Here is a 15993-nt window from a genome sequence, read left to right on the forward strand (position 1 = left end):
TTGGCAGACTCGAAAGTAAACAGAAAGATCAACTGGTAGTAATCCGTACTGAACATATTATACATTATTTTCAGTATTATTGACTAGAGTCATGCTCTTCTCTGAACACGGAGCAAGCCCAGTTCCTGGCCCCCGGCCAATGGGAGCGACTTGGATCGAGAATACCTGGCTGAGGAGATCGCATCTCAGAGAAGACAACGGCACCGGGAACCATCTGAATCGCTCACCTGTTGAAGATGATGAGTTTTTCCCAGATGGACAATGGGAGTGGATCCGCTGTCTGCAAACTGAGTTATCCTGCCGCCAGAATTGCCTCCAACAAGGGATCCGCCCCAAAACGCACCACATCCGTACAGGGCCGTCCGGTCTCGGCTTCCACCCGGCGGATCTGCTCTAGGGCTGCTTCTTCCTCCCAGCCGAAGGTATTGAGGGCAACCCCCACCACGGGCGCGGGGGCAAAGGCCCCGGCAGCTGCCGCCACCTGTTCATACAGCTCAATCACCTTGGGTAAGGGCGGGATGGGCACGTAGTCTATCCCCTTGATGTGGGTCTGGCCGGCGCGGTGTACCAGGATAAGGTGGGTGGGCTGGGATCCACGCAACAGAGGCAAGGTGGCCGTAGAGGCGGGGTTGAGCAGGGATCCCTGACCTTCCAGGTGCAGAATGTCGTGGTCAGAGCCATAGCGCATGATCAGTTGCTCCACCGCCCCACTGGCATAGTCCACCCGCACCGCATCCAAAGGGATCCCCTCGCCGCCGATCAGAATCCCGGTTTGCCCGGTGGCCAAAAAGCGGGAGCGCAGGCCCCGTCTCAGGCTGGCCCGGTGCAGCTCCAAGCTGGTGGACATTTTGCCCACGCTCATGTCGGTGCCCACCGTCAACACCCGTTTACAGGGCAAGGTGCGGGCCAGGGCTTTCCCCACCGACAGGTTGGGGGGCTCGCGGCGAATATCCCAGATCCAGGCCCCCGGCTGCAACCACTGCCGAAACTGGGGATCCTCGGCCAAAGGCGTGTGCAGCCCATTCACCAGAGATAGGCCAGCTCGCAGGGCCAGGCCCAACTCCTCCCGCCATGCTGGCGGCAACTGCCCCCCTGAAGGGGCAATCCCAATCACCAGAACTTCAGGCCGGTAGGCCAGCGCCTCCTCCACCGAGGCCACGATGGGGATGTCTTTGGCTATTCCGGTCAGATGGGCCAGGGATCCCCCCGCCTGCTCCCGGTCGATCACCGCCACCACCGGGAAGGAGCCGTAGCGCAGCAGCCCCAGCCCCGTTTTCCCATGCTCCCCCAGCAATCCCCCGTGGAGCAGGATGGCCACGCGACTTTCGCTGGACAGGGATTCCGGCCTTCCCATTATTCCTCCCGCAGCTCTACCCCCAAACCCGGTCGGTCGGTGGGGAGCAGGCAGCCCTCCTGCAGGATGGCCCCGGCAAAGGGATCGTCGATGAGGTTGAGGTGGCTATCCAAGTCCAGGTAATCCACCAGGGGAGCCAAGTGGGCTGCCGCTGTATTCCCCAGAGCTGTGTTGCTGTAGCAGCCCAACATCACCTGTAGGCCGTGGGCTTTGGCGGTGTGGATCATGCGCCAGGCTTCGCTGAGGCCTCCGCACTTCATCAGCTTAATGTTGATCCCGTGGACGCGATCCACCAGAGGGGGGATATCGCGGCTGTCCATACAGCTCTCATCCACAAAAATGGGCAGCTTCGACTCGTGCCAGAGGGTGATCAGCTTCGCTTCCTGCCCCCTCTCCAAAGGCTGCTCCAGGTAGCTCACCCCTTGCCCCGCCAGCCAGTTGCTCATGCTCAGGGTTTGCTCCACCGTCCAAGCGCCGTTGGCATCCACTGTAATCAGGGATCCCAGCGGGATCACCTCTTGTACAGCAATCAGCATGTTCTGATCCGCCATCAGTCCTGAGCCGCTGCCCAGCTTGATCTTAAAGGCCCGCGCTTGGGTCTGTTCCATCCAGGCCAAGGCGCGCTGGCGGGCCGCCTGCGGGGTGGAGATGCCGATCGTCATCGTCGTGGGCGGAATGCGGGAGCGATCCAGCCCCCACAACTGCCACAGGGGCCTCCCCAGCCGTTTGCCCATCCAATCGTGCAGGGCCATATCCACCGCTGCCCGCGCTGCCGAAGGGATCCCGGCCCGCAGCAGTTCTGCCTCAATTGGCTGGCGCTCCCAGGGGGAGTGGCGGCGCAGGATCCCTTTGGCCACGTCCAAGCCCATCAGGATGTCGTCCAGAGACTGGTGGTAGTCGTCGCTCACCGAAAAAGGGCAAGCCTCTCCCCACCCTTCAACTCCCTCCTCCTCAATTCGCACCCAAGCCAGGGTTGTCTCGCTGTGGGTACCTCGGCTGATGGTCAAGGCGTAGCGCTTGTGAACGGTGAAAGGTTCGACGTAGAGCCGCATGGGCATCTCCAGAAGAGGAAGCTTGGAGGGGCAATTGGGCCTGGGCCGCCCCTTTGAGCTTAGCTTGGTTCCCAGCCCAGCCTGCCCCCGTCCCCAAGCCCAGAAAACAAGTTATCCCTTGCCCCGTCCGCCGTCTATGGTGGGATCCAGATCCACCGTTCTCCATACCCTTGCCACCATGAATACCGCCGAACTGCTGGTTCGCTGCCTGGAAAATGAGGGGGTGCAGTACATCTTCGGCGTTCCTGGCGAAGAAAACCTGGAAGTCCTGCAAGCCCTGCGCCGCTCCTCAATTCGCTTTATCACCACCCGCCACGAACAGGGGGCCGCCTTCATGGCCGATGTCTATGGCCGGCTGACGGGCAGAGCGGGGGTGTGTCTCTCCACCTTGGGGCCGGGCGCCACCAACCTGATGACCGGAGTTGCCGATGCCAACCTGGATGGAGCACCCCTAGTGGCCATCACCGGCCAAGTCGGCACCGACCGCATGCACATCGAATCCCATCAATACCTGGATTTGGTGGCCATGTTTGCCCCCGTCACCAAGTGGAATGCCCAGATCGTGCGCCCCAGCATCACCCCGGAGATCGTGCGCAAGGCTTTCAAATTGGCCCAAACCGAGAAGCCCGGGGCCGTCCACATCGACTTGCCGGAAAACATCGCCGCCATGGAAGCCAGCGGCACTCCCTTGAGGAGAGATCGCCTGGACAAAACCTACGCCTCCTATCAAAGCCTGAACGAAGCGGCGTCCCTGATCTCCCGCGCCCGCAACCCCTTGATTTTGGCCGGCAATGGGGCCATTCGCGCCCAAGCCAGCAGCGCCCTCACGGAATTTGCCACCCGCTTGAACATCCCCGTGGTCAACACCTTCATGGGCAAAGGAGTGATCCCCTACACCCACCCCTTGTCCTTGTGGGCCGTTGGCCTACAGCAGCGGGATCTGGTCAGTTGTGGTTTCGACCGAACCGATCTGTTGATCGCCGTCGGCTACGACCTCATCGAGTACTCTCCCAAGAAATGGAACCCCGACGGCACCATCCCCATCGTTCACATCGCTGCCCTGCCCGCAGAAATCGACAGCAGCTACATTCCGCAAGTGGAGGTGGTGGGAGACATTTCCGACTCCCTGATGGAGATCCTGCGCCGCTGCGATCGCACGGGCAAGCCGGATCCCTATGGCATCAGCCTGCGGCAGAACATCGTCCGCGAGTACACCTGCTATGCCCAAGATCAGAGCTACCCGATCAAGCCCCAAAAGCTGATCTACGACCTGCGCCAAGTCCTGCAACCGGAAGACATCGTCATCTCCGATGTCGGCGCCCACAAGATGTGGATGGCCCGCCTCTACCACTGTGACAAACCCAACACCTGTCTCATCTCCAACGGCTTTGCCGCCATGGGCATCGCCATTCCGGGGGCCTTGGCCGCCAAACTGGTGCATCCCGACCGGCGCATCGTGGCCGTAACCGGAGATGGAGGGTTCATGATGAACTGCCAAGAGCTGGAAACTGCCCTCAGGGTGGGCACTCCCTTTGTCACCCTCATCTTCAACGATGGCGGCTATGGGCTGATCGAGTGGAAGCAACACAATCAATACAACGAGGCTGCTTTCGTCAAGTTCGGCAATCCAGACTTCGTCAAGCTGGCGGAGAGCATGGGCCTCAAGGGCTACCGTGTCGAAAAGGCTGCCGAGCTGATCCCCATCCTGAAGCAGGCCCTCGAGCAGCCGGTGCCCACCCTCATCGACTGCCCTGTCGATTACGGCGAAAACCTTTACCTAACCCAGCGGTCGCAAGCGTTGGTCTGCGAGGCTTAGGGGACGAGATGGATGTGAATGCGAGATTTGAGCCGAGTTGGGGCATAGTAAGCCCAGGGTTGGCGGCATCTGGGCAGTCCAGACTTATGTATCTTTACCGTTGACCCTTAGCAGCCAAGTGCAGTGAAATAGAGGCATTGTGGGTGACCCGCCAGCATGAGCGATCTTCCTTCCCCTCCCTTTACCTCGCGCCGCGCCGGCGCTGCCAGCAAAGCTCTGGCCATCGCCAACGTCAGCATTACCCCCTTTGGCCGCAAGTTAAAGGAGCTGGGCTTTGCCGACGATAAGCAGATCCAGGACATCCAAAACGCTCTCAAAGCGGATCGAGAGGGCAACAGCAAGGCCCTGGCTCTGGTGGTCAAGGATATCGTGGGCAAAGAGATCACCCCTGACCTGGAGCGGGCCTACAAACGGCAGCAGCTCTTTGAACTCAAAATTATCTACGGGATCCCCTCCCTGGATGTCGACCTGGAGCCGGTGGAGATCTCCGAGATGATTGGGCTGATCGACTCGATCTTGCCCCTCGACATCTGCAACCGCTACAAGTTCTTGCCCATTCGCCGTCGAGACAATCAGGTGACGGTGGCGATGGTCAAGCCAGACAACCTGCAGGCACTGGACGACATTCAACGGCGCTTCCGCATCCAGGGGCTGAAGCTGCAGCGGCGGGTCTTCACCCAGCGGGATTTCGAGACCCTGATCAACCGCTACATGGATGCGCAGGCGGAGCTGCTGGCCATCAAGGGGATCAACGACGCGGCTGCTGCCCAACAGGAAGAAGAGGTGGTGGTCAATACCGCCGAAATCGATCTGGACAGCATCGAGGATGTGACTGCCGATGAGGCCGGCGAGGGATCCCTGGAGCAGCAGGTCAAATCGGCAGATGATGCCCCGATTATTAAACTGTCCAACCAGATCCTGGTCAAGGCCCTGCAGGACGGGGCGTCTGACATCCACATCGAGCCGCAAGAAGAATACCTGCGCATCCGCTTCCGCAAAGATGGGGTGTTGCGGCAGGCTTTTGAAAACTTTCCCAAGAAGATCGTCCCCGCCCTCACTGCCCGCTTTAAAATCATGTCCAATTTGAACATTGCCGAGCGGCGCATGCCCCAGGATGGGCGGATTCGGCGGGTCTTCAAGGGGCGCAAGGTGGACTTTCGGGTCAGCACCCTGCCCTCCCGCTATGGGGAAAAGATCGTGCTGCGGATCCTGGACAACTCCGCCACCCAACTGGGGCTGGACAAGCTGATCACCGACCCAGAGACCTTGGAAAGCTTCAAGGAGATTGTCAAGCGACCCTTTGGCCTAATCCTGGTAACTGGGCCAACAGGATCCGGGAAAACCACCACCCTCTACTCGGCCCTGGCGGAGGTGAACGACCCGGGCATCAACATCAGCACCGCCGAGGATCCCATTGAATACTCGCTGCCGGGGATCACTCAGGTGCAGGTGATCCGAGAAAAGGGCATGGACTTTGCCATGATCCTGCGGGCCTTCTTGCGGCAAGACCCGGATGTCATCCTGGTGGGGGAAACCCGCGACCACGAGACGGCCAAAACCGCCATCGAAGCCTCCCTCACGGGCCACTTGGTGTTGACCACGCTGCACACCAACGATGCCCCTGGCGCCATTGCCCGTCTGACGGAGATGGGGATCGAGCCATTTATGATCTCCAGCTCGTTGCTGGGGGTGTTGGCCCAGCGCTTGATGCGCCGGGTGTGTACCGAATGTCGGATCCCCTACCACCCCACGCCGGAGGAGCTGGCCCGCTATGGCCTTACCCTCAGTGGCGACGGCGAGCAGCTCACCTTCTACAAAGCCAACAAGCTCTCCCCCAAAGAAGTGGAGCAGCGCAAGGCCACCGGCAAGCCCATCTGCGAGAAGTGTGGGGGCGTGGGCTACAAAGGTCGGGTAGGGGTGTACGAGTTCATGCGCATGAACGACCGCCTTGCGGACTTGATCAACAAAGAGGCCCCCACGGAGGTGATCAAAGAAGCGGCGGTGGAAAGTGGCATGAAAACCCTGCTGGCCTACAGTTTGATGCTGGTGAAGCAGGGCCTCACCACGCTGGAGGAGGTGGATCGGGTGACCCTCACCGACAAGGGTCTGGAAAGCGAGCTGAAGGCCCGTGCCAAGGCTCTCAGCACCTGCCGCAACTGTGGCGCGGCCTTGCATGTGGACTGGATGGACTGCCCCTATTGCCTGACCCCGAAGTTTTAGGAAGTCGGCTTGGCACTTGACGATGTTGGGGTGCCGACTATAACAGTCCTATACAGTTGCCTTTCTCACATGGCTTTGGCCGGCGGCTCTTTTGATAGACAGTTCTACTCGCCTTTGGAGAACCCAACCCTATGCCCCAACTGATGATCGAAGACCTCATGGAAGCAATCGTCCAAAAGGGCGGTTCCGACATTCATATCTCGGCGGGTTTGCCCCCCTACTTCCGCATCAATGGTCACCTTGAGCCGACAGAGCATGAGCCTCTCTCCGCAGAGGAGGTGCAGCGGCTGATCTTCAGCATGTTGAACAATAACCAGCGCAAGCAGTTGGAGCAAAACTGGGAACTGGACTGCTCCTACGGGGTGCGCGGGATCGGGCGCTTCCGCGTGAACGTCTACCGCGATCGCGGCACCTATGCTTGCGCCATGCGGGCCCTGGCTTCTGAGATCCCCAACATCGACAAGCTGGGCCTGCCGGATGTGTGTAAGGAAGCAGCTCGCCTGCCGCGGGGCTTGGTGCTGGTAACCGGCCCAACGGGATCTGGCAAATCGACTACGCTGGCTTCCATGATCGACATGATCAACCGCGAACGGGCCGAGCACATCCTCACCATCGAGGATCCCATTGAGTATATCTACACCCCCATTCGCAGCATCATCCACCAGCGGCAACTGGGGGAAGACACCAAGAGTTTTGCCAATGCCCTGCGGGCAGCGATGCGGGAGGATCCGGATGTGATCCTGATCGGGGAGATGCGGGATCTGGAGACCATCCAGTTGGCCATTACCGCCGCCGAGACGGGCCACCTCTGCTTTGCCACGGTACACACCAGTTCTGCCGCCCAGACGGTGGATCGCTTGGTGGATGTGTTTCCGCCCGAGCAGCAGCAGCAGATTCGCGTGCAGCTCTCCAACTCCCTCAAGGCCGTCTTCTCCCAAACTCTGGCCCGCCGCCTCAATCCCAAGCCAGGAGAGCCTGGACGGGTGCTGGTGCAGGAAATCATGGTGGTGACGCCGGCCATTGCCAACCTGATTCGGGAGGGCAAAACTGCCCAGATCTACTCGGCTATCCAGACGGGGGGCAAGCAGGGCATGAAAACGCTGGAGCAAGATCTGGCTAACCTTTACCTACAGGGCAAGATCGACTTCGATACGGCCATGTCTAAGACCTCTCGCCCCGAGGAGTTGCAACGGCTTTTGGGCAACGTTACCGGGCCCTCGCCAGCCGCGGCTGCCCAGCAACAGCGGCCACCAGCAGTTGCCACCCGTCGCTAAACCTCGTTGCCACCAGGCGCGCAGGGATCCCCGGGTGAGGGTTCATTGCCGATCTCTAGCCGCTGACTTGATTTGTGGCTAAGCTCTAGCTGAGAGATTGTTGATCTGCCCAAGGTTTGGGCTGACTTCTCTTTTGCACCTGCGAAACATTTAAAGCCATTTCGTTATTTAGAGCGATCTAGCCGGGGGTACAGCCATGCCGCGCTATAAGGTTCGGGGGTTAAAGGCCGGTCAGCCGGTACGCCTGACGGTGGTGGCCAACAGCTTGACCGAAGTTCGTGCACGGCTGCGCCGAGACGGGATTTTTGCCAAACAGGAAGACATTCAGGAGGAGAAACCCTTCTTTTCCTTGGATACGTCTTTCGATTTCTCAATGCTGGGATCCATCGACATTCGCGACAAGGCAGTGTTCTCCCGGCAATTTGCTGCCTTGATCAACGCCGGCGTGTCGATGGTGCGCTCTCTTACCATCATGGAGGAGCAAACCGGCAACCCCAAACTCAAAAAGTACCTGAGGGCTATCCGAGCGGAGGTGGAGGCGGGGAAAAACCTCTCCGACTCCATCCGCCCTTATCCCGACGCCTTCGACGGCCTCTACTGCAGCATGGTGCAGGCGGGGGAGGTGGGCGGCGTGCTGGACGAAGTGCTCAACCGCCTGGCCAAGCTGCTGGAGGACATGGATCGCCTGCAGAAGCAGATCAAATCAGCCATGACCTACCCGGTGGTGGTGACGATCTTGGCTGTCTTGATTTTCTTGGGCATGGTGCTGTTCATCTTGCCCACGTTTGAGAGCATCTACAACGACTTGGGTGGGGAGCTGCCCGCCTTTACCCAGTTTTTCATCAACATCAGCAAGTTCCTGCGCACGCCCCAGTACAGCTTGGGGCTGGTGGGCTTTCTAGGGGCCGTCTATTTTGCTTTCCGGCGCTTTTACCGCACCCCTGCCGGCAAGGAGACCATCGACGCGCTGGCCCTCAAGCTCCCTCTCTTCGGGGATCTGATCCAGAAGTCGGCGGTGGCTCGCTTCTGCCGCACCTTTGGCGCTCTCACCCGCTCCGGGGTGCCGGTGCTGACTTCCTTGGAAATTGTGCGCGACACCTCCGGCAACCAGGTGGTGGCCAACGCCATTGACGCCGCCCGCCAATCCATCTCAGAGGGAGGGCAGATTGCCCCTGCTCTGGGCAAGGCCAAGGTCTTCCCAGTCATGGCCATTCAGATGATCAGCGTGGGGGAAGAGACAGGGGAGCTGGACGCGATGCTGATGAAGACGGCGGATTTCTACGAGCTGGAGGTGGAGGAGGCGGTACGCGCCCTCACCAGCCTGCTGGAGCCGTTGATGATCGTGATCCTGGGCGGTATGGTGGGCTGCATTATCGTGGCCATGTACCTGCCCATGTTCAACGTGTTCGAGTTGGTGAAGTAGTGGATTGGGCTGACCCTTGAACCCCCAGGGCGGCCAGGGCACAGGGTAGGAGCAACAAAGGAAAGGGATCCCATGCTGAGGCGATGGTTAGCGGCCCTGGTGCTGTTGTTGGGGGTGGGGCTGGCAGTTTTGCTTTCCGAACAGCCGACGGGATCCCTGGCGGGACGGGTGGAGCTGCCGGCAGAGGCTCCGCCTGGGGATGTGCAGGTCATTGCAGCCGGCCCGGTCACGCGCAGCGCCAGCTTGGCCTCAGATGGCGAATATCGCTTGGATCGATTGCCTGTTGGGGAATACCAGGTGACGGTGCAGGGATCCGGCCTGGAAACGGTGGGCAGCCAGGGATCCGTTCTGGTGCGGGAGGGGGCAACGGTTCGGATCCCCACCTTGCGCCCTCAGCTTGTCCCCCCCGGTCTCTATCTCTACAGCACCAGCCAGGTGTTTACGACCGCAGAACCGGCGCGGCTGCAGTGGCGGGCCACCAGCCTGGGCTCGGTGCAGCTCAGCCTCTATCGCTTTTCCCTGACAGAGCTGCAGGGATCCCCTCTCTTGCGGGATTTGGCGGATGCTGGCTATGGCTCCCTGAATCCGGCTCTGTATCCCACCCTGCGGCGGGAGCTTGTGCGCAGTTGGCAGCAGCCGGTGCCACGACGAGCGGGAGAGGGGTGGACAGCCCAAACCTTGGAGCTGGGGATCCTGCCGCCGGGGGCCTACTGGGTGGAGGCGGAGGGCCGGGAGCCGCTGAATGCGGCTGCACCCTTGCCCCGTTTCGACCATTGGTTTTTGGTGAGCGATCTCGGCCTCATCCAGAAGCAGGATGCCAGCCAGTTGGTGGTGCAGGCGGTGCACCTGCGGGAGCTGCGTCCCCTGGCCGGGATCCAGATCCAAGTTTTCGGGGAGTGGGGGGATCCCTTGACGGCCACCACCGATGCAGAGGGGCTAGCCCGCTTTGGCCTGCCGGCGAGAGAGGGTTCTTCCCTGGTGGTCTATGGCCGCAGTGCCGACAACACCCTGCAGGCTTTGTCCCGCAGCTACGCCTATGGCTGGAACCAGCCCCACCGGATCTACGCCTACACGGATCGTCCCCTCTACCGCCCTGGCCAAACCGTCTATTTCCGCGCCCTGGTGCGAGAGCAAACCCGCCTCACGCCGCCCCCGGTAGGACAAGCAGTGCAACTGACCCTTACGGCCCCCAACGGGGATGTGTTGAGCGAACAAACCCTGGCCACCAATGCTTTTGGCAGTGTCTATGGGGAGTTTCAACTGCCGGAAGAGGCGCCCCTGGGCAGCTACGGCCTGGAGTGGCAGGTGTCAGGGCCGCAGGGATCCAGCGGCGAATACACCTCTTTTCAGGTGGAAGCCTACCGCAAGCCGGAGTTTGAGGTGGCGGTGGTGCCCGACCGACCTTGGCTGGTGCGGGGGGGATCCCTGAAGGTGCAGGTGGAGGCCGAGTATCTTTTCGGCGCGCCGGTGGCCGCTGCCCAGCTCCGCTACCGAGTTTACAGCAGCCCCGACTGGAGCCTGCGCTATGGGCTGTTGCCCCGTTCTGCCGAGGAAGACTATTTCGCCGACGACCTGGGAGAGGAGCAGGGCTACTACGGCGGCTACGGCCAGTTGGTGGCGGAAGGGGAAGGGGTGACGGATGCCCAAGGGCGGGCGGAGTTTCGCCTGGATCGCCTGCTGCAGGATCTCAACTGGGAAGAAGACAGCTACTGGGGCCCCCAAGAGGTGCAGCAGTTGCGCATCGAGGTGGAGGTGACCGATATCAGCCGTCGCACCGTGACCGGAACGGCGAGGGCCTGGGTCACGGCTGGCGAATTTGCTCTGTTTGCGGAAGTGAACCGCCACCTGCCCGCTCCGGGGGATACCCTCACCTACCGGCTGCAAGCCCGCGATTACGATGGCCGCCCCGTCAGCGCCACCGGAGAGCTGAGCCTGGAGCGCTGGCGCTGGGATCCCAAGAGCAGCACCTACCAACGGCAAGATACCCTGCTGCGGCAACCTTTTCAGATCGTCAACGGGGAGGGCAGCCTCACCCTCAGCTTGCCCGCCGACCTGGAGCCGGGAGACTACCGGGTGCGGTTGACGGCATGGGATCCCCGCCGTCAAAGTGCTCTGCACCGCTGGCGCGAACGGGTGCAGGAGGTGGACTATCTCTGGGTAGTGGAGCCGGGCAGCCCCCTGCAAAGTTGGGGATCCCTGCCCAGCCTGGAAGTGGTGGCGGATCGGCAGATCTACCAGGTGGGGGAGGAGGCCCAGATCCTGATAGTCTCGCCGCTGCCGGATGTGGCGGTGCTGGTGGGCATTGAGGGATCCCGGCTGCACCAGGTGCAGGTGCTGCGTCTCCAGGGGCATACGGCCACGCTGCGGCTGCCCATCCGCGGCGACTATCGTCCCAATCTCTACGTCACTGCCACTGCCATCGGCCCAGAGCGGCGGCTGTACCGAAGCGAGGCCCTGCTGCGGGTCTCCCCCTTGGATCGCTTTTTGCAGGTGGAGCTGCAAACCGATAAGCCCACCTATCGACCGGGCGAGACCGCCCAAATCCAAATCCGCACCCGCGACGCCCAGGGACAGCCGGTGAGCGCCGAGGTGGGCCTAGGGATTGTGGACAATGCCCTCTACCTATTGCGACCCGACTTCACCCCGGATATTCGCCGCTTCTTCTATGGGCGCCAGTACAACCAAGTTACCACCACTACCTCTTTCCCTCAGCAATATCCCGGCGGTGCTGACAAGCTGGCCGGCCAAGTGCGGGAAGACTTTCGCGATACCGCCGCCTGGTTCCCGGATCTGGTCACCAATGCCGATGGCCTGGCTCAGGTACAGGTGCGTTGGCCCGACAACCTGACCACCTGGCGCTTGACCGCCCGCGCTGCCACTGCCGACACCCAGGTGGGATCCGCTCTTGCCACAGTCTCGGTTAGCAAAGACCTGTTGGTGCGCTTGGCCGCTCCCCGCTTTTTCCGGGTGGGGGATCAGCTCACCTTGGCGGCCATTGTGCAAAACCGCACGGGTCAAGCCCAAGCGGTGGAGGTGCGGCTGGAAGTTCCTGTTCCTGCCGGTGGGATCTTGAAATTGCAAGGCCCGGAACGACAACGCCTCACCGTGCCGGCCCAAGGAGCGGGGCGGGTGGAATGGCCTCTCCAGGTTCTGGGGGCCGGAGATACCTCTCTGCGGGTCTGGGCGGAAGGGAATGGGCTGAAAGATGCATTGCAACTGCAGATCCCCAGCCAGCCCTTTGGGGCGGCGCATCGCTTCTCCCAAGTGGGCCAACTGGGAACCCCGTCTGGCTTGCGTGAAGGGGAGTCTGGCAGTCTGGAGTTGCCGCTGGATTGGCCCGCCACCTGGGTGCCGGGATCCCGGCAGCTTCACCTGGAACTGGCCGCTAGCCCGGCAGCAACCCTGCTGGGGCCGCTGGATTACCTGGTGAAGTTCCCCTACGGCTGCACCGAGCAAACCCTGAGTCGCTTCTTGCCCGCCCTAGCCGTCGCCCAAGTCAGCGAGCAGTTGGGCTTGAACCTGCGCTCGCAAACCCTGGAGCGGCTGCCTCGAGTGCTTCGATCCGGCTTGCAGCGACTGGAGGGATCCCAGAACTACGATGGGGGCTGGGGCTGGTGGGCCCATGACCGGAGCAACCCCTATCTGACCGGATACATCCTGCAGGGATATCATCTTGCCCAAGCCGCCGGCTATGCCCTCAAAGATTGGCAGGTGCGGCAGGCCTTGGACTATCTGGCCGCTCAACTGGCCCAGCCACAAGCCCTCTCCCCGGATCTGCAGGCTTTTGTCGCCTACAGCCTGGCCCTCTGGGATCCCGCTTTGGTGACTGCCGACCTGCCGCCGCCGGAGCGGCTCTCCACCTTTGGCCTGGCCTACCGAGGGCTGGCCGCCCTGCAACTGGGCCAAGGGAACACTGCCCAGGCGGATCTGGATCAGGCCCTGCAACGGCGGCAACAGGATCCCCAAGGGCGCTGGTTTATCCCGGCTGCTCCAACTCGTGCGACCCAAGAGCGCTCCACCTACGACGACATGGAGGTGGCCGGCCCCCTACTGCAATTGGCCGTTCGGCTGCAGGATGACCGGGCTGCCCAGATTGCCGATGCCCTTCTCCAGCAGCGGCAAAACAACCGCTGGCGCACCACCAAAGCCACCGCCGATGCTCTCCTCGGCCTGTCCGCCTACTACCAGGCCCAGCAGCAGCAGCTTCCCAGCCCCGGCGAGGTGCGGGTGTTGGATGGGACAACCGGATCCCTTCTCGGTCGCTGGCAGGCCGGCGCTGGGGATCCCCGCTATGGGCTGGATTGGGCTGACGCAGAAGTGGGGAACCTGAGCAGCCTGCGCCTGGAAAAGTCCGGCCCCGGCCCCCTTTACTACAGCTTGAGGGGAGAAGCCTTCGTCCCCAACCCTCTGCCCTCTCAAGCCCAAGGCTTTGTGGTGAGCCGCAGCTACTTCCGCCTACAGCCCCAGCTCCAACCCAACGGGGAGATCCGCTACCGAGAGCAGCCGCTGCGCCCTGGCGACACAGTAAGGGCCGGAGAAATCCTCCTGGCCCGGTTGACGGTGGAAGCCGAGCGGGACAGCCACTACGTGGTGGTCGAGGATCCCCTGCCCAGCGGCGCCGAGATCACCTCCCAGGATCCGCGAGAGTTCACCGGCTTGGCCCCAGACTACTGGTGGGACTGGTTTTGGACCCGCCAAGAGAATCGGGATGACCGCGTGGCCTTTTTCAGCACCGAGCTCAAGCAGGGTCGCCATGAGTTTGTCTATCTCTTCCGTCCGGAGATCCCCGGCCAATTCCAGGTGGCTCCTGCCTTGGCCGAAGAAATGTACGACCCCAGCCGCTATGGCCGCAGCGCCGCTTACTCCCTCGAAGTTCTCCCTTGAATGCCTCGAACCTGCCCACTTGGCCAGAAACGAAGTGACCAGTTGCGTCAGTGTGGCCCAAGGGCTGACGCAATGAGCAGCTGCGCATGGCTGGGCCGCCCCCAAAGCACCTGCTCCTGTTTGTAAACGACCATGCCGGGCGGGGATCCCTTGGGTTTGAACACCAGTTTCGGGCGAGTGTAGACTACCGGCACCTGTTCGCTGAGGCGACCGCGGCTGAAATGGGCCGCCAAATCAGCAGCCGCCTGCAGATCTTCGCTTTCTGCTACAGCCCCGGGGGGCAAGCGCAGCAGCACATGACTGCCGGGGATCTCTTGGGCATGAAACCACCAATCGTGTTCCTGAGCCACGCGAAAGGTGAGCTGATCATTTTGCAGGTTGTTGCGCCCCACCCAAATGGAGAAGCCACTGGGGCTGGTAAAGCGGTGGGGGTTGAAGGTTGCCGGTGAGGCATGTTTTGAGCTCGCCCGCAGAGACTCTGTCCCGCTGTTGCGAGTGGGACTCTCCAAGTAGCGCTGTTCAATCAGCTCGGTCTCAATTTCCTTGAGGGTGGTCAAGTCTTGGGGATCCCGATAGGTTTCCAGCTGCTGTAGAGACGCTTCCACCTGCTCGAGGTAGAGGATCTCTTGGCCAAGCGCCTCTTGTAGGGGCCGGATAGCATCCTGGGCCCGTTTTTGTTTGCGGTGCTTGCGGTAGTAGGCTTGGGCATTGAGAATGGCATTTTTTTCGGGGTCGAGAGGGATCTTGACCGTCTGGCCGCTGGCAAAATCCGGCAGCTCGATGTGATGCAACCCTGGCCGCCAGAGGTGGAGGTGGGCCATCAACAAGTCGGCAGCCTGCTTGGAGGCTTCCGCTTGGGTGGAGTCGGCCAGCATTGCCTCAAATTGCTCTCGCCGCTGATAGAGCTTTTTCAGCAGGGTGGATACCCTTTGCAGCAGACGGTGGCGCTCTCGCTCAAACTGTTCGCGGTTAAGCTGAGCCTGGTAGTAGCCTTCCAGAAGTTGGTGCAGATTGAGTCGAGAAGGTTGTTGCAGGGATTCCGTCCCACCAACGCGAACGGCACTGCTGACGGGAGGGCTTGCCCAGCCGAGAACGGTGTATCCCTGGGGAGTGGGAGCTGGGTCAAACTGGCCGGTTTCCAGACGGGTTAACCAGTCTTGCCACCTGGCAAACAGTGCCTGCCAATCCTGGGCAGAGAGGTGATCGGTGGGGGTTTGCGGCGGGATCCCAGCCTGATGGCACATCGCTTCCACCAAATGCCGACTGAGGCCGCGATAACAGCGCAACAGCCGTTGGCCGATGGGGCCAGGGATCAGGGCGACGCGCTCTTGCCACCAGGAAAAGGGCTCGGATCGCTGCGGGATCGGGTCGGTTAGGGCCGGAGGAGCCTCGTAGGGCAGGCCCGGCTGCACTGGACGGATTCGCGATTGGCGCTCGCTTACCCCATGGCCACTGGCCAAGATCATGCCCGCCTCGTCCACCAAAATGGCATTGCTGTGCTTGCCCATCACCTCCAGGTAGAGATGGCGATAAGGGGGATCCCCGGGCCGAGGGGCAAAGCGCAAGTCAATCACCCGTTCCCAATCCTCCAGCAGAGCCAGCTCCGTCAGAGCCAAACCCTTCAGGTGCCGTTGGAGGAACTGGCTAAATTGAAAGCCATCCGGCTCTTTGGGAGGAGGCTGACAGAGGTGGAGACGGGCCGCCTGAGGATGCCAGCACAACAGCAGGCAGGGACGGGCAGTGAGGGTGCGCAAACCGATGATCACCGTCCACAGATCGGTCTGTTGGATCCATTCCACGCGGGCAGGCAACACTGGATCCCGACCTGTCTTAGCCTGGGCTAGATCTGCCAGCACAGCGCGCAGGGTGGTCAGATCAACGGGCTGCATCCCTGTTGCTGATACATTTACGCTGAACACTGCTGAACATCACTGTTCAACTATGCAGCGATAGCATTCTGTTTGTTTCCA

8 protein-coding genes are annotated in these 15993 nt (G+C 61.5%); 5 read left to right on the forward strand and 3 right to left on the reverse strand.

What is annotated here, in order from left to right; all coding sequences use genetic code 11:
* Positions 1 to 292 precede the first annotated feature (292 nt).
* Complete coding sequence (locus tag NW842_RS12920; protein ID WP_414418184.1) at positions 293 to 1354, reverse strand: DUF1611 domain-containing protein; 1062 nt, start codon at positions 1352 to 1354, stop codon at positions 293 to 295.
* Positions 1354 to 2406: a dipeptide epimerase gene (locus NW842_RS12925; RefSeq protein ID WP_414373808.1), complete on the reverse strand. Its 1053-nt coding sequence runs from the start codon at positions 2404 to 2406 to the stop codon at positions 1354 to 1356. The genes NW842_RS12920 and NW842_RS12925 overlap by 1 nt, the downstream gene beginning before the upstream one ends.
* 178 nt (positions 2407 to 2584) lie before the next feature.
* On the opposite strand from NW842_RS12925, the gene NW842_RS12930 reads away from it, so the two are divergent.
* The 5 genes from NW842_RS12930 to NW842_RS12950 all read left to right on the forward strand — a co-directional run bounded on the left by NW842_RS12930 (position 2585) and on the right by NW842_RS12950 (position 14023).
* Complete coding sequence (locus NW842_RS12930; protein ID WP_414373873.1) at positions 2585 to 4222, forward strand: acetolactate synthase large subunit; 1638 nt, start codon at positions 2585 to 2587, stop codon at positions 4220 to 4222.
* 156 nt (positions 4223 to 4378) lie between these two features.
* Entirely contained in the window at positions 4379 to 6442 is a 2064-nt protein-coding gene (locus tag NW842_RS12935) for a GspE/PulE family protein (RefSeq protein WP_414418185.1), read from the forward strand.
* Positions 6443 to 6573: 131 nt separating this feature from the next.
* A complete protein-coding gene (locus tag NW842_RS12940) occupies positions 6574 to 7716 on the forward strand; it encodes a type IV pilus twitching motility protein PilT (protein ID WP_414352159.1) in 1143 nt (380 codons plus the stop codon).
* 196 nt (positions 7717 to 7912) lie between these two features.
* A complete protein-coding gene (locus NW842_RS12945) occupies positions 7913 to 9139 on the forward strand; it encodes a type II secretion system F family protein (protein ID WP_414357726.1) in 1227 nt (408 codons plus the stop codon).
* Positions 9140 to 9211: 72 nt separating this feature from the next.
* Positions 9212 to 14023 (forward strand): alpha-2-macroglobulin family protein, encoded by a 4812-nt coding sequence (locus NW842_RS12950; RefSeq protein WP_414418186.1) that lies wholly within the window; start codon positions 9212 to 9214, stop codon positions 14021 to 14023.
* A 47-nt stretch (positions 14024 to 14070) separates the two neighbouring features.
* Here NW842_RS12950 and NW842_RS12955 read toward each other — a convergent pair whose 3' ends face one another.
* A complete protein-coding gene (locus tag NW842_RS12955; RefSeq protein WP_414418187.1) occupies positions 14071 to 15912 on the reverse strand; it encodes an NFACT family protein in 1842 nt (613 codons plus the stop codon).
* Between the last annotated feature and the right edge of the window lie 81 nt (positions 15913 to 15993).

Origin of the sequence: Synechococcus sp. R55.4, assembly GCF_047461935.1 — a bacterium.
Taxonomy (GTDB): Bacteria; Cyanobacteriota; Cyanobacteriia; order Thermostichales; family Thermostichaceae; genus Thermostichus.

What these genes read in the sequence shown, in the direction of transcription:
- NW842_RS12935 (WP_414418185.1), top strand. Translation starts at nt 4,379, where the DNA reads ATGAGCGATCTTCCTTCCCCTCCCTTTACCTCGCGCCGCGCCGGCGCT.
- NW842_RS12925 (WP_414373808.1), bottom strand. Translation starts at nt 2,406, where the DNA reads ATGCGGCTCTACGTCGAACCTTTCACCGTTCACAAGCGCTACGCCTTG.
- NW842_RS12955 (WP_414418187.1), bottom strand. Translation starts at nt 15,912, where the DNA reads ATGCAGCCCGTTGATCTGACCACCCTGCGCGCTGTGCTGGCAGATCTA.
- NW842_RS12945 (WP_414357726.1), top strand. Translation starts at nt 7,913, where the DNA reads ATGCCGCGCTATAAGGTTCGGGGGTTAAAGGCCGGTCAGCCGGTACGC.
- NW842_RS12950 (WP_414418186.1), top strand. Translation starts at nt 9,212, where the DNA reads ATGCTGAGGCGATGGTTAGCGGCCCTGGTGCTGTTGTTGGGGGTGGGG.
- NW842_RS12940 (WP_414352159.1), top strand. Translation starts at nt 6,574, where the DNA reads ATGCCCCAACTGATGATCGAAGACCTCATGGAAGCAATCGTCCAAAAG.
- NW842_RS12930 (WP_414373873.1), top strand. Translation starts at nt 2,585, where the DNA reads ATGAATACCGCCGAACTGCTGGTTCGCTGCCTGGAAAATGAGGGGGTG.
- NW842_RS12920 (WP_414418184.1), bottom strand. Translation starts at nt 1,354, where the DNA reads ATGGGAAGGCCGGAATCCCTGTCCAGCGAAAGTCGCGTGGCCATCCTG.